Annotated in this window: 16 protein-coding genes and 4 pseudogenes; 7 read left to right on the top strand and 13 right to left on the bottom strand. The window is 48.5% G+C overall.

The features are described 5' to 3' along the window. The first annotated feature begins 139 nt into the window (after window positions 1–139). The 5 genes and pseudogenes from JCM14467_RS04595 (at window position 140) to JCM14467_RS15870 (ending at window position 3,871) form a co-directional block, all read left to right on the top strand. Window positions 140–1,333, top strand: coding sequence for a tRNA lysidine(34) synthetase (locus JCM14467_RS04595; protein ID WP_054849311.1), 1,194 nt, complete (start codon window positions 140–142; stop codon window positions 1,331–1,333). A 24-nt stretch (window positions 1,334–1,357) separates the two neighbouring features. Next, a pseudogene (locus JCM14467_RS04590) lies at window positions 1,358–2,085 on the top strand (creatininase family protein). A gap of 78 nt (window positions 2,086–2,163) precedes the next feature. Beyond that, complete coding sequence (locus JCM14467_RS04585; RefSeq protein ID WP_054849310.1) at window positions 2,164–2,961, top strand: class I fructose-bisphosphate aldolase; 798 nt, start codon at window positions 2,164–2,166, stop codon at window positions 2,959–2,961. Further along, a complete protein-coding gene (locus tag JCM14467_RS15875; protein ID WP_252900715.1) occupies window positions 2,958–3,332 on the top strand; it encodes a 6-phosphofructokinase in 375 nt (124 codons plus the stop codon). The genes JCM14467_RS04585 and JCM14467_RS15875 overlap by 4 nt, the downstream gene beginning before the upstream one ends. Window positions 3,333–3,340: 8 nt before the next feature. Then, window positions 3,341–3,871, top strand: coding sequence for a 6-phosphofructokinase (locus tag JCM14467_RS15870; RefSeq protein WP_252900714.1), 531 nt, complete (start codon window positions 3,341–3,343; stop codon window positions 3,869–3,871). Window positions 3,872–3,993: 122 nt separating this feature from the next. Here the strand turns inward: JCM14467_RS15870 and JCM14467_RS15865 are convergent, their stop codons facing one another. Genes JCM14467_RS15865 through JCM14467_RS15855 form a run of 3 tightly spaced genes read right to left on the bottom strand, consistent with a single transcriptional unit; the run spans window position 3,994 to window position 5,835 of the window. After that, entirely contained in the window at window positions 3,994–4,557 is a 564-nt protein-coding gene (locus JCM14467_RS15865; protein ID WP_252900713.1) for a hypothetical protein, read from the bottom strand. 10 nt (window positions 4,558–4,567) lie between these two features. Then, complete coding sequence (locus tag JCM14467_RS15860; RefSeq protein ID WP_252900712.1) at window positions 4,568–4,783, bottom strand: hypothetical protein; 216 nt, start codon at window positions 4,781–4,783, stop codon at window positions 4,568–4,570. Next, window positions 4,780–5,835: a hypothetical protein gene (locus JCM14467_RS15855; protein ID WP_252900711.1), complete on the bottom strand. Its 1,056-nt coding sequence runs from the start codon at window positions 5,833–5,835 to the stop codon at window positions 4,780–4,782. Before JCM14467_RS15855 ends, JCM14467_RS15860 begins: the two co-directional genes overlap by 4 nt. 134 nt (window positions 5,836–5,969) lie before the next feature. Here JCM14467_RS15855 and JCM14467_RS04570 point away from each other — a divergent pair, with 134 nt between their 5' ends. Then, window positions 5,970–6,194, top strand: a complete 225-nt coding sequence (locus tag JCM14467_RS04570) for an aspartyl protease family protein (RefSeq protein ID WP_054849309.1) — start codon at window positions 5,970–5,972, stop codon at window positions 6,192–6,194. A gap of 220 nt (window positions 6,195–6,414) precedes the next feature. Here JCM14467_RS04570 and JCM14467_RS19365 read toward each other — a convergent pair whose 3' ends face one another. The 4 genes and pseudogenes from JCM14467_RS19365 to JCM14467_RS19350 all read right to left on the bottom strand — a co-directional run bounded on the left by JCM14467_RS19365 (window position 6,415) and on the right by JCM14467_RS19350 (window position 7,896). After that, complete coding sequence (locus tag JCM14467_RS19365) at window positions 6,415–6,870, bottom strand: CysS/YqeB C-terminal domain-containing protein (RefSeq protein ID WP_256359208.1); 456 nt, start codon at window positions 6,868–6,870, stop codon at window positions 6,415–6,417. Window positions 6,871–6,915: 45 nt separating this feature from the next. Beyond that, window positions 6,916–7,398 (bottom strand): annotated as a pseudogene (locus JCM14467_RS19360) (class I tRNA ligase family protein); the annotation flags it as partial. Window positions 7,399–7,435: 37 nt separating this feature from the next. After that, window positions 7,436–7,780 carry a class I tRNA ligase family protein gene (locus JCM14467_RS19355; protein ID WP_256359204.1) on the bottom strand — a complete coding sequence of 115 codons (345 nt, stop codon included), beginning with the start codon at window positions 7,778–7,780 and terminating at the stop codon, window positions 7,436–7,438. Beyond that, window positions 7,768–7,896 (bottom strand): hypothetical protein, encoded by a 129-nt coding sequence (locus tag JCM14467_RS19350; RefSeq protein ID WP_256359203.1) that lies wholly within the window; start codon window positions 7,894–7,896, stop codon window positions 7,768–7,770. Before JCM14467_RS19350 ends, JCM14467_RS19355 begins: the two co-directional genes overlap by 13 nt. Before the next feature lie 177 nt (window positions 7,897–8,073). Between JCM14467_RS19350 and JCM14467_RS04560 the strand changes: the two genes are divergently transcribed. Further along, window positions 8,074–8,556 carry a hypothetical protein gene (locus tag JCM14467_RS04560; protein ID WP_252900710.1) on the top strand — a complete coding sequence of 161 codons (483 nt, stop codon included), beginning with the start codon at window positions 8,074–8,076 and terminating at the stop codon, window positions 8,554–8,556. A 10-nt stretch (window positions 8,557–8,566) separates the two neighbouring features. Here the strand turns inward: JCM14467_RS04560 and JCM14467_RS04555 are convergent. The 6 genes and pseudogenes from JCM14467_RS04555 to JCM14467_RS04535 form a co-directional block, all read right to left on the bottom strand. Beyond that, a pseudogene (locus JCM14467_RS04555) lies at window positions 8,567–10,374 on the bottom strand (V-type ATP synthase subunit A). A gap of 52 nt (window positions 10,375–10,426) precedes the next feature. Then, entirely contained in the window at window positions 10,427–10,891 is a 465-nt protein-coding gene (locus tag JCM14467_RS04550; RefSeq protein WP_304956486.1) for a V-type ATP synthase subunit E, read from the bottom strand. Further along, window positions 10,846–11,022 (bottom strand): hypothetical protein, encoded by a 177-nt coding sequence (locus JCM14467_RS15845; RefSeq protein ID WP_252900707.1) that lies wholly within the window; start codon window positions 11,020–11,022, stop codon window positions 10,846–10,848. The genes JCM14467_RS04550 and JCM14467_RS15845 overlap by 46 nt, the downstream gene beginning before the upstream one ends. Window positions 11,023–11,036: 14 nt before the next feature. After that, complete coding sequence (locus JCM14467_RS04545; RefSeq protein ID WP_054849308.1) at window positions 11,037–11,285, bottom strand: ribonuclease P protein subunit; 249 nt, start codon at window positions 11,283–11,285, stop codon at window positions 11,037–11,039. A 43-nt stretch (window positions 11,286–11,328) separates the two neighbouring features. Then, window positions 11,329–11,508, bottom strand: a complete 180-nt coding sequence (rpmC, locus tag JCM14467_RS04540; RefSeq protein ID WP_342765461.1) for a 50S ribosomal protein L29 — start codon at window positions 11,506–11,508, stop codon at window positions 11,329–11,331. Beyond that, a pseudogene (locus JCM14467_RS04535) lies at window positions 11,486–12,171 on the bottom strand (30S ribosomal protein S3). The gene rpmC and the pseudogene JCM14467_RS04535 overlap by 23 nt, the downstream one beginning before the upstream one ends. Window positions 12,172–12,225: the final 54 nt, after the last annotated feature.

Genomic DNA, 12,225 nt, shown 5'->3' with positions numbered 1-12,225 from the left:
ATTTTTATTTAGTTCCGCATTAATCGTGAATTAAATTAAAGGTCGTAAATTTAGGCGTAGGTTAATCATGGTATGCTAAATATAATGGCTGAATCGTGCTTATTGGTTTTTAAGGGCTTTTGCCCCTTATTGTTGTTCTATGTCTGTCGTGGTTGACTTTGTTCAGGAGTGTAGGCGCGCGGTGGTTAGTGGTGGTTCCCTAAGTGTTAGGGAGTTGTTGGGTGAGGTTAGGGCTGGTGATGCTACTCACGTGTTTGTTAATGGCATGTTGGTTAGGGATTTTGGCGTGAATTTGCGTGCTGGTGATAGGGTGGTTGTTGTTAGGGAGTCAATACCTGGCAGGTGTAGTGTTTGTGGTAAGAGTGCCTTTGTCAGGATTCCGTATGCCAGGCTGACGCTTTGTAGGGAGCACTTCCTTGAGTTTGTTAGGAGGAGGGTTGGTAAGGTCGTTGAGGAGTACAGTCTCATTAGGAGTGGCGATACGGTCATGGCGTCGGTGTCGGGTGGTAAGGATAGTACCGCGATGCTCCACATACTGTCGGAGCTCAGGAAGAGTCTTAAATTCGACTTGGTGGCGCTGCATATTGATCAGGGATTGCCGGGCTATTCTGAGCTGGCTAGGCTTGCAGTTGAGGAGTTGTCGAAGATGAGTGGGGTTCCCCTGGTCATGATTACGTATAGGGAGTTATTCAACATGAACTTCCCAGACCTGGTTCGCCGTAATAGGTTCGGTAGGCCTCCGTGCTCGATATGCGGCTTAACACGTAGGTACATCTACAATGCAGCTGCGGTTGAGCTTAGGGCTTCCTCAGTGGCCACTGGTCATCATGCGGATGACCTAGCGGCGTATGCATTGAAGGCCTTGCTTATTCATGATTATGGCTCGTTAGTTAAGCTTGTGCCGAGGACGGAGACCATGGAGAGTGGTGTGGCCCATATAAGGCCTTTGTACGAGACCTACGAGAGGGAGACACTGCTATACTCAATAGCCGCGGAGTTGCCCTTCGTTGCCCAGCCCTGCCCTTACAAGCCGAGGAATGTGCTGGAGGATAGATTGAAGGACATGCTTAATGAGCTTGAGAGGAAGCACCCAGGTATTAAGTTGGGCTTCCTGAAGGGCATTGTTAAGAATATTGACTCCTTCAGGACTATGGCTAGGGCAAGTGGTTCAGGGATTGGCGAGGTTCATTTATGTAAGGTATGTGGGTTGCCAGCGAGTGGAGATGTTTGTGCCTTTGATAGGTTCACGCAACGTGTCCTTGGGTCGGCATTGGGCCCGCATACCAGGGAGGTCGTTAGGGTGAGGATAAGAGGCCTGGGCACAGGCTTTTAATAGTAATGCGCATAGCGTCACTGCGTGAGGATACTCGACATTACGCGCGATGATGTGCCTAAGGACCCATTGATACTCGTGCCCATCGGGTCAATCGAGCAACACGGACCCCACCTACCCTGGGTACGGACTCCATAATCGCCAATTACATTGCCAGTGAGGTTGAACGTAGAATGCCGGACAGGGTCCTGCTTTACCCATTAATTGCCGTTGGGGCTTCAATGGAGCACGTGGGCTTCATAGGCACGACGTGGGTTCGCTTTGAGAGCCTAGTTCATTACCTCCTTGACTTCGTCGAGAGTGTATCTGCGTGGAATCCAGTTGGCGTTGTGTTTGTTAATGGTCATGGCGGTAACGTGGATGCCCTGAACATGGTTGTTAAGGAGTGGAATTACTCAAGGACTAGGCCCAGGGTTTATCATTACTACGTATATAATAGGAGGGTTGTTAATTACATAACGAGTTACTTCCCATCCTTTGGGCATGCCGATGCTGTTGAGACCTCGTTGATCGCTGCAATAAGTAGGGACCTCGTTAGATGGGATAGGATTATCGACGTGGATGTTAGGGGCGATATTAATGTCTTTAGGACTATGGAGGTCAGTGGAACTGGTATTGTTGGTTCGTTACGTAGGGACTTGGTAAAGCCTGAGGTTGGTTCTGAAATACTCAAGTTCATCATTAATGACTTGCTTAAGCAGGTTCGTGATGTTTATGGAATTGAAATTGGCAGTGAAGGTAGTAATGCGTGAATGTGGTGTAATCATTATACCCAGCAATACATTTCTAACATCCACATATTAAATATGGCTTAATCAGCGGAGTAATTGATGACGGGGTTAATCGAGAAGTTCCTGAAGATATTCGCTAGGAGGGGTAGGTCAATAATACTGGCTTATGACCACGGCATTGAGCATGGACCAACGGACTTCCTGGACAACCCAGACTCGGCTGATCCAGGGTACATACTTAAGCTTGCACGTGAGGCTGGATTTGATGGTGTGGTCTTCCAGAGGGGTATTGCGGAGAAGTACTATGATGGTAGTGTGCCGCTTATTGTTAAGTTGAATGGTAAGACGAACCTATACAATGGCGAGCCGATATCGGTGGCTAACTGCACTGTTGAGGAGGCCGTTAGCCTAGGCGCCTCTGCCGTGGGCTACACAATATACCCGGGCAGTGGCTATGAGTGGAAGATGTTTGAGGAGCTCGCAAGGATTAAGAGGGATGCTGTTAGGTTTGATATACCGTTGATTGTTTGGTCGTACCCGAGGGGTGGTAAGGTGACGAATGAGACCGCGCCAGAAATAGTGGCTTACGCCGCCAGGGTTGCCCTCGAGCTTGGTGCCGACGCCATGAAGATCAAGTATACTGGCGACCCAAAAACCTTCGCCTGGGCCGTAAAGGTGGCCGGCAAGGTCCCTGTACTAATGTCTGGTGGTCCTAAGACTAAGACTGAGGAGGAGTTCCTGAGGCAGGTGGAGGGTGTCCTCGAGGCCGGGGCCATTGGTATTGCAGTTGGTAGGAATGTGTGGCAGAGGAGGGATGCCCTAAAGTTCGCTAGGGTGCTTGCGGAGATGGTTTATGAGGGTAAGAAGGTGACGGAGGTCCTGGGTGAGGTTAGATGAGGATTGGGATTCTCACAGGTGGCGGCGACGCGCCTGGGCTTAACATAGCCGTGTATACACTGACCAAGCTGCTGGAGAGGAGGCATGAGGTTTATGCGATATTTCATGGTTGGAGGGGTATCCTGGATAGGGAGGTTAGGAGGGTTACGTCTAAGGACTTAATAGACCTCGCATTCACGGGTGGTACATTCATTAGGACCTCGAGGACTAACCCATTTAAGGATGAGGCCAGGGCCGAGGCCTTCGCCAGGAATCTCAGGGAGCTTGGCCTAGACGTTATCGTGGCTATCGGCGGTGATGATACTCTGAGCGCGGCTGCCCAGACGCAGGCTAGGGGCTTGGCTAATGTGTTGGTGTTCCGAAGACAATAGATAATGATGTGTATGGCACGGACTATACCATCGGCTTTGACACGGCTGTGAATGAGGCAATTAGGGTTACCGAGTCCTTTAAGACTACATTGATCTCCCACGAGAGAGTTGGGGTTGTGGAGGTCATGGGTAGGGAGGCTGGTTGGATCGCCCTATTCACCGGGTTAGCCACCATGGCGGATTTCGTGTTAATACCGGAGAAGCCCGTTGATTGGAACGTAGTCGCTAACAGGGTTAGGGAGATTTACAGGGATAGGAGGTGGGCCTTGGTCATCGTCTCCGAGGGTATTAAGGAGTATGGTGGTCCTAAGGATGAGTTCGGCCACTCGAGACTTGGTGGTGTTGGTAATGAGCTTGCCCAGTACATAGAGAAGGTCACGGGATTCGAGACTAGGGCCGTAATACCAGGCCACATAATCAGGGGTGCATCGCCGACTGCTTTTGATAGGGTTCTCGCAGTTAGGTTCGCCACGGAGGCCTTCAACGCGATTGAGGAGGGTGACTTTGGTAAGATGACGGCGTATAGGGTGGTGACATAATTAGGGTTCCAATAACTGAGGTCTTGGGCAAGAATAGGCTTGTTAATGGTTATTGGATGAGGCTTTACGAGACATACTGGGGTTAAGACTACATTACCATTAAATTTTTCAATTACTTTAACTTAGGCACACTGCCTCTTTCTCATTATGTACGTCCTTAGGTACTCCGCGTGGCTCCAAACCAGTGGTGTTACTGACGTGGGTAATCCCCTGAATGGGTCAACCTGCTCGGGCAGTAGATTCGTGGGTGTCTTAACCCTATTAACCCATGACATGAGCTCCCTGGCCCTTTGGCAATCACCCTTAGCCATGTAGTACTGGGCGACCCAGAGCGTGGTTATTATCCACGGGTTGCCGGGTATCCCGCTGTAATCCCCTGGAACCCTCTGGTAGTAGTCATTCTCATAGCGGGCGATACCACCTATCGTCCTCACCCAGAGCTTGCTCATGATGACTTTGACGCTGCTCTCGAGCATTGGTTCGTAAACGTCAAACACGTTGAAGAGGAATACGCCCATTATGCTTGAGTCCACGGTCTTATCCGTATTCACCACCTTACCGTCATCGATGCTGACCGACCTATAGAACACGCCCCTCTCCCTATCGAATAGGTAGTTCCTAATTGCCTCACGAACCTCCACAGCGGCCTCCTCCCACCTACTGGCGTTTTCATACTCACCAAGCATCTTAGCCAGGTTACTTGCGGCGATTAGCCTGCGTACACTGAGGCAGCCGTGTACGTGTGGACGCCGAGTCTCTCCTCCATAGGTCGTAGGACTCAAGGGGTAGTTTCAACTTCTCATCCCGGAAGTTCACCATGAAGTTTGCGGCCCTCGTTATCACATCATAAACCTCCCTAAGTAAATCGTAATCCCTAATCCTCTGAAAGTAATGCCAGAAGGCATAGATCACCGTGCCGTCTCATCCTCCTGAATATTCAGCGACTTCCTACTCCTCGCCGTCCACGGGTGCCAGGTGGAGCCCCAGGTACCACTTGGGTTATACTTCTGGAACAGGAAACCCTCACCACCAAAGAGCTTGAACACTAGGGAGTAGAAGCGCTTGGTGAAGGTGTAGTAACCAGCCATGTCCAGGGCCATGGCCGCGAAGGCAGCATCCCTCGGCCATAGGTAGCCGTATGTGTCCAGGTTGAACTTAATGATTGACGTGTCCAGGGAGGCTGGTATTGAACCGTTAACACCAACGTGGCCGAGCAATACAACGATGCTTTGGGCAGCTAGCTCATCATCGCCGTACTCGGAGGCCACGTTGCTCCAGTAATTCACTGACCTGCGGAAGTAGGTCTCCACGTTATTCTTATCCCTAAGCTCTATTATCAACCTCATAACCCTCTCATAACTATCGCCAGCCACTATGAAGTAGTAGAACTCGGGGCTTGCTATGGAGACTGCAGAAGCCACGGAGCCCTGGGCAATCGGGTTCTTACTAAGTACGCCGTCCTCACAGTCAGGGAGAACCACGTTGAGGTCCCTCCTACCCGTGGTATACTCATATATTGGGTTTGTGGATGCTATCCCGAACCACGTGGTCCCCTTGTAATGAAACACCGCGTCTAGTGATGGGTCGTAGAATGCCGTATCGCCTGCCTCGTAATCATTCAGTTTAAAGTCGTGATAGAAGATAACCCTGACGAAGCCAGGCCCCTTAATCGACACGTGCCTAACAAGTATGGGCTGCGGTATTAGCACGGTGTCCTCCATGCGTATGTCAAGTCCATCCCACTGGGCGTGGAGCTCGGCTTTCGAACCACTTAATTTAATCTCCTTATTGCCGATGCTCTCCAGCCACGTGAACCTACCATCATGCCAGATACCAATCTTGAACTTACCGCCGAAGGAGTGATGGTGATGCTGACCAAGTAATGGGTAGTAAATGTCCCTTATGTAGTAATTCTCGTCATATAACACCGCAAATGAGCCGTTGCTGAGGAATACTGTCCTCATATACATGCAGAAATAGGTTGGGGAAATAATAAGTATTATCCACGGGCCTGATTTAATTAAAAATTAGTTAAGCCTGAACATAAGTCTAAATACTTATTTAAGGCATTATTAGACCTGGAAATTAGTGGTGGTGCATGGACCACGTTAGGGTGCCTGTGAGGCTCATTAATGGCGATAGGGTGGTTACTGTTGACGCGTTAGTGGATACTGGTTCCACCATAATGGTTATTACGAGGTATGTTGCTAATGCACTGGGCTTAAACCTTGGTAAGGTGAGTGTGGAGTTGGTTGATGGTAGTGGTCGAGTCGTTGATTATATAGCTGTCGAGGTGGAGTTGATGGGCAGGAGGCGCCGGTGATTGCGGCGATTGTTGAGGGCGGGAGGTCCTCATAGGTGTTGAGGTACTTGAGAGACTTGGTCTCGCCATTGACCTGGTCAGTGGTAGGCTTTATGAGACGAGGAGGTTTGTAACGAGGATTTAGTGTTGAGAACCGTGTTAATAATTGGTTGTCAATTCTTGGATTTGGAGAGTCGCCGCAGGTATAGAATCACGGCGACTCTGCCTGCCCAAAATAATTTTACTGCATTAGTTTGTCCCTGTCGATGTACCAATACGTCTTATTACCGACATCACTAACCACAACGCCTAGTTTACTGAGTTCATTCCTGATTTCGTCGGCGACATCAAACATTTTCTTAGCCCTTAATTGGGACCTTACCTTAATTAACGTACTTATTAGCGAGACCAGTGTTGGTGGTAGTCTTGTCCTGTTTAGGATGCCGAGTATGTTGGCTAGGTCGCTGAATGCGGTTAGTGCATTGGTTAGGGCGTTTCTTGAGTAGTGTTGTGTGTTGTAGATTACTGTGGATGTTATGTACCTGGCGAAGTCCATTAGTGTTGCTACGGCACCACTAGTGTTGATGTCATTATTTAGTGAGTTCTCGAAGGAACTTACAAACTCATTAACCCTACTTAATAACTCGGCGTCCTTATCACCCGTGTCAGAGGCTTCGTTTATGGCTTCCGTCAGCATGTCATGTGCTGCGTATATACTCATTAGTGAGTTCCTGACCTGGTCTAGGGCGTCTGGGTCGAAGTCCATGGGCTTCCTGTACTGGGTCATGGAGTAGTAAAGCCTAAGTACCTCACCGTCGTATTTCCTGAGTACGTCCATTATCGGTATTATGTTGCCGAGGGACTTACTCATCTTCTGCCCCTTGATTGTGACCAGGCCCACGTGTATCCAGTACCTAGCGAAGTAGTCAATGCCGAAGTAGACCCTGGCAATGGCAATCTCATTCTCGTGATGCGGGAATATTAAGTCCTGCCCACCACCATGTATGTCGAAGGGTACGCCGAGGTACTTACTAGACATTACGACACACTCCAGGTGCCAGCCGGGCCTGCCAGGGCTCCATGGGCTATTCCACCAGGGTTCACCCTCACTCCAGGACTTCCATAGGGCGAAGTCCAGTGGGTTCCTCTTACCTGGCTCTGGTTCTACCCTGGCACCTGCTATTAAATCCTCAATCTTCTGTCCCGAAAACTCGCCGTACCTAGCACTTTGGTTATGTCGAAGTACACGGAGCCATCTGGGCTTACGTAGGCAGGTTCTTACTTACCAATTCCTGGATCCACTTCAGCATGTCGTTTATGTTCTCAGTGACCCTGGGGTAAGCGTAGGCCTTCTTAATATATAGCTTATCCATTGCGTCGAAGAACTCCTTAATGTATCTGCTGGGTACCTCATACCACTTATTGATAAGGTCACTACCAAACTCCTGCCGGGCCCTGTTAATTATCTTATCATCAATGTCTGTGAAGTTAGTCACAAACCTAACCTCGACACCCAGGTACTCGAGGTACCTTCTGAATATGTCGTAGAACACGAAGGTCCTGGCATGCCCGACATGCATTGAATCGTACGGCGTTAAACCACACACGTATATCCTGCCAGGCCGGGCCGAAGTAATGTTATTCTCTCAAGACTCTTTGTGGCGGTGTTGTAGGCTATTATTGGTAATTCCTTCGAATTTGCGTACATGCCCTTGCTGGGCAAATGATGATCACCAGGCACAGTTATTACAAGGATTAATAAACATAACTTGGTAAGGAAAAATTATTTTTACCTAAATAAAGTAATGACTAATGCAAATGAGCGCTGAGGAGTTAACAGTGCTACTAATGCTTAAGAGGTACGGAAGAATGTAGGTACTCACTAAGCGCCGTTTCTGGCATGGGGGAGGGTGTCGTGAGGCGTGTACTCAATGAGCTTAGGAGTCAGGGGGCTATCAGGGTCATGAAGGGTGGAGCCGAGTTAACGAGCAGGGGTGAGGAGCTGCTTAACAATTTACTGCGCGGATTGGGTATTGATGAGATAAGGGAGGTTACGAAATTCTCCCAGGTATTTAAGTGCGAATGTAAGAGGTGCTACGTATCGGTGATAAGCCGCAGTATTAATGAGGATTCCATTGTAAGGCTTAGGGATATTGCCATAAAGAATGGCTCTGATGCAGTGTTATTCCTCAAATTCGTGTGCCCACAAAATAGGTTCCTAATACTTAAGCTCAATAGTTACCTTGATGAGTTATCACAGGAGGCTGCCGAGGAATTGAGTAAACTAGGTAGTATTTCATGTAATAAGTATACGATTATCCTATGCGGAGGTGAGAATTATCAATTGATAAGGTCGTTAATAAACGTAGTAATTAGCATTTAAGGCTTTCAAGCTATGTAGTGACCGTTATCCTCTGAGGCTCGTACTGCTTAATAAGGTTCTCAATGGCATTTATCAACTCCTGCTCATAATCAATGAACTTCTTATACTCCTCATTCCTAACCTCCATCCTAAGCCTAGCCAACCTCTTAACAATGTCCAACTCCCTAAGCGCCGAGGCAGGTACTCCGTGGTTAATAGCCTCAAGACCCTTCCTGTAGAATGTTATGATAAGCCTAAGCAACCAGTACTGCTTGAGTGGTAGAGACCTAACATCGACTGGGTGATACGCATCCTGCTTCAGGAAGCCCTCCCTAATCAGGAATGCCGCGTTTAGTAGGTGCTTCTCCTGCTCACTAAGTGCCTCTGTGCCGAGTATCCTCACGACCTCCTGAAGCTCAGCCTCCCTGGTCAATATCCTGACTGCCTCATCCCTAAGATCCCTCCAGTCAGGGGCCACATTCTTCTGATACCACTCAGCCACAGTGTCAACATACCTACTGAAGCCCATCAACCAATTAATGGCTGGGTAATGCCTCGAGTAAGCAAGCTTTGCATCCAACGGCCAGAAGGCGCCTATGAACCTCAGGGTGTGGCTTGTTACGGGCTCCGTGAAGTCACCACCAGGTGGCGATACCGATGCCGCAATGGTGACCGAGCCAAGCCTATTGCCCTTACCCAGTGTCACAACCCTACCAGCTCTCGTAAAACTCAGCCAACCTAGTCGGTAGGTACGCTGGGAATCCCTCCTCACTGGGCATCTCACCAATACGCAATGCAACCTCCCTCATGGCCTCAGCCACCTGCTCGTTGAGTCTGCCATTAGGAATGAGTCATATCCCTGGTCCCTGAAGTACTCGGCTATTGTGACGCCCATGTAGATGCTGGCCTCCCTGGCGGCTACGGGCATGTTTGAGGTATTGACTATGATCGTGGTCCTCTCCATCAAGGGCCTACCGGTGTTTGGATCAACGAGCTTAAGCAATCCCTGCAGGGCATCTGCAGCCTCATTACCACGCTCACCACAGAGCACTGGGAATACCAACCTAGCCTCGCTGTACATCGCTAATGTCCTTATAGTGACTGTCTTACCACTGCCGAATGGTCCAGGTATTGCGGCAGCGCCTCCAATGGCTATTGGGAATAATGTATCAATTGTCCTAATGCCAGTTATTAATGGCTCAACTGGAGGCAGCTTCTCCCTGAATGGCCTCGGTCTCCTCACGGGCCATTTATGCCACATCTTAACCTTCACAGTGCCCTCCTTAGTCTCCACCTCGGCGATAACATCATCAATCGTGTACTCACCCTCAGGGGCTATGTACTTAACGACGCCGCCAGTCCTATAAATCGGTGGGTAGAGTATCCTATGCTCAACAAGCGGCGTCTCCGGCACAACGCCCAGTATATCGCCAACCTCAACCTCATCACCAACCTTAACCTTGGGTATCCACTTCCACTTCCTCTTGAAGTCCAGCGGTGGTGCCTTCTCATAATTAATGCCCCTTGCAACGAAGGGCCTCTTCGTTAGATCAAATATTAGTGGTAATGGCCTCTGAACACCATCATAAACCCTATTGAGTATACCAGGACCTAACCACGCACTTAACGGTTCACCAGTCCTAATAACGGGCTCTCCAGCCTTAAGCCGGTGGTCTCCTCATAAACCTGAATAAACGCCATGTCACCCTGAATCCTGACAACCTCACCAAATAGGCCGAGCTCACCAACGAAGACCAACTCATAAAGTAGTGCACCAGGTAGTTCGGCTTTAACCACTGGTCCACTTATGTAGACAATCCTACCCTTGCCTGATGACACGGCATGCGCTAGATTCTACATATTTAAAATTAATTCTACATTACCAATGGTTTCAACCGGATGATGCCAAATTAGCCAGCAAAGTCTTTATTTGATGCTCCATGAGCCTGAGCCTGGAATCAAGTGTTGCATCAACCCTAATCGACCCATCGGCCGAGGCAACTATCGCACCTAGTATGTCCTCATCCATGGTATTTATGGTTGCATTGAGCCCAAGTTCCGTTGATATCTCCCTGGCTAAATCCTCATCGACCTTACTCACGGTTATTACTAATTCCCGTGAGCCTATTATCGACATTGCCCATACTATTGAATTCTTGAGGAACTTCTTATAATCGTCTGTGCCCCTCATGGAGCTAATTCTCTCCTTAATCCTCCTAACAACCTCGGCATATGCATCCTCGAGTATTTTCAACCTCTCCCTCTTCCCCTTCATCATCTCATCATAAAGCCTGTACTCCCTCTCCATATTCAACTCCTTATCAACATTCTCAAGGGTGCTCGAGTACTTATCGATGACTGCCTTAACACCGTCAAGGAGCTCGGCCTCAGCCTAAGCCTAACGTTGTTACTCCACTCATTAATCTCATTCTGAAGCCGTGTAATGATGCCATTAATTAGTCGTTCGGTAAGTTCCTGCTCAGACACGTGTCAGGGTTATTTTACGAATTTAAAAATTTTCCTTTCCCTCCCTTAAGAATTAGTTTACGCCCGTTAACCAGGTATGTGCAGTTATTAATGTTTACATAGAACCAGCAATCCTCCTTAATAATAACCTTAATGGACCCCGTTAAGGTTAAAACCTTAACGGTCTTAGCAGTCTCCTCAATGACTATGCCACTGACGCCGCTTAAGGACTTATTCCTGCAATTAACGGTTTCTATAAACTTGAATAACAATGGCTTACTCATTCACTTGCCTTAATGGTCTTCCTCGCCTCCTCATTCATTATGGTTAATATCCTGGCAATAGCCTTCTAATGGCCCTAACCCTGCCAGGGTTGTCCAGGGTACCACGCTCCCTCTGGGTCTGCAACTTAAGTAGCTCGCTCCTCAGGTCATTGAATAGCTTCGCCCTATCCTCAGGCTTCATATTCCTAATGGTCTTCGCATTAAGTCTCTGTCTGCTCGCCACCTTCACCACCCTCTACCTGCTGTGTCTGGGCCTCGGCAGTGACCTCCCTGCTTGGTGGCTTTATCTGGAACTGATCACTAAACCTAATTGGTGGTGTTATCCTAACCTCAATACCGTATATGCCAGGCTTAAGCAGTACCTGTCCCACAAACCTCTGAACTTTAGTCTTTGCATCAAATCCATTCTTATAAATGACACCGTACACGTACTTCTCAAACCTAGCCCTCTCACTGGTTAGCTTGCCACTAATCGTGATCTCAGCGCCCTTTGCACCTCCATCCATTATCTGCCTAATGGCTATCATACCAGCCTCCTGAACTTAACACCCTTTGTCATTGCCCACGCAATCCTATTCGCAATGATCTTTGGATTAAGCTCTGGGTTCTGTATTGGGGTCACGTCAATTATTGGGTTCTCAACCTCAAGCTTCTTGCTGAGTAGCTCCGTTAATTCCTTAACGATTACACCCTTCCTACCAATTATCCTATTTGGTCTCTCGGCATAGATTATTATCCTAGTACCGAGCGGTGTCTTGAGCACGTCAGAATCAACATAGCCCTGCTTAGCCAGTTTGTAGTTTAGGAATTCCTTAATCATCCACTCCTTAATCTTGTCCTGCAGTATCTTCTTATATACGGGAATCCTACGCTGCGCTTGGCTCATTCAGATAAACCAACAACCCTATGCCTATTTAAGATTTTTGTCACCCATTCATGT

The sequence above is a fragment of the Vulcanisaeta sp. JCM 14467 genome, from assembly GCF_001316245.1.
In the GTDB taxonomy this organism is placed as follows: Archaea; Thermoproteota; Thermoprotei; order Thermoproteales; family Thermocladiaceae; genus Vulcanisaeta.
The sequence above is the reverse complement of the archived record's forward strand: the minus strand, read 5'-3'. Positions and strand labels throughout refer to the sequence as shown.

Excerpts from the sequence above, each read along its gene's own strand:
- JCM14467_RS15865 (WP_252900713.1), bottom strand. The coding sequence starts at position 4,557 with ATGCTTGGTGAGTATGAAAACGCCAGTAGGTGGGAGGAGGCCGCTGTG.
- JCM14467_RS04585 (WP_054849310.1), top strand. The coding sequence starts at position 2,164 with ATGACGGGGTTAATCGAGAAGTTCCTGAAGATATTCGCTAGGAGGGGT.
- JCM14467_RS04570 (WP_054849309.1), top strand. The coding sequence starts at position 5,970 with ATGGACCACGTTAGGGTGCCTGTGAGGCTCATTAATGGCGATAGGGTG.
- JCM14467_RS04595 (WP_054849311.1), top strand. The coding sequence starts at position 140 with ATGTCTGTCGTGGTTGACTTTGTTCAGGAGTGTAGGCGCGCGGTGGTT.
- JCM14467_RS15875 (WP_252900715.1), top strand. The coding sequence starts at position 2,958 with ATGAGGATTGGGATTCTCACAGGTGGCGGCGACGCGCCTGGGCTTAAC.
- JCM14467_RS04545 (WP_054849308.1), bottom strand. The coding sequence starts at position 11,285 with ATGAGTAAGCCATTGTTATTCAAGTTTATAGAAACCGTTAATTGCAGG.
- JCM14467_RS04560 (WP_252900710.1), top strand. The coding sequence starts at position 8,074 with ATGGGGGAGGGTGTCGTGAGGCGTGTACTCAATGAGCTTAGGAGTCAG.
- JCM14467_RS15855 (WP_252900711.1), bottom strand. The coding sequence starts at position 5,835 with ATGAGGACAGTATTCCTCAGCAACGGCTCATTTGCGGTGTTATATGAC.
- JCM14467_RS19365 (WP_256359208.1), bottom strand. The coding sequence starts at position 6,870 with ATGCTGACGGAAGCCATAAACGAAGCCTCTGACACGGGTGATAAGGAC.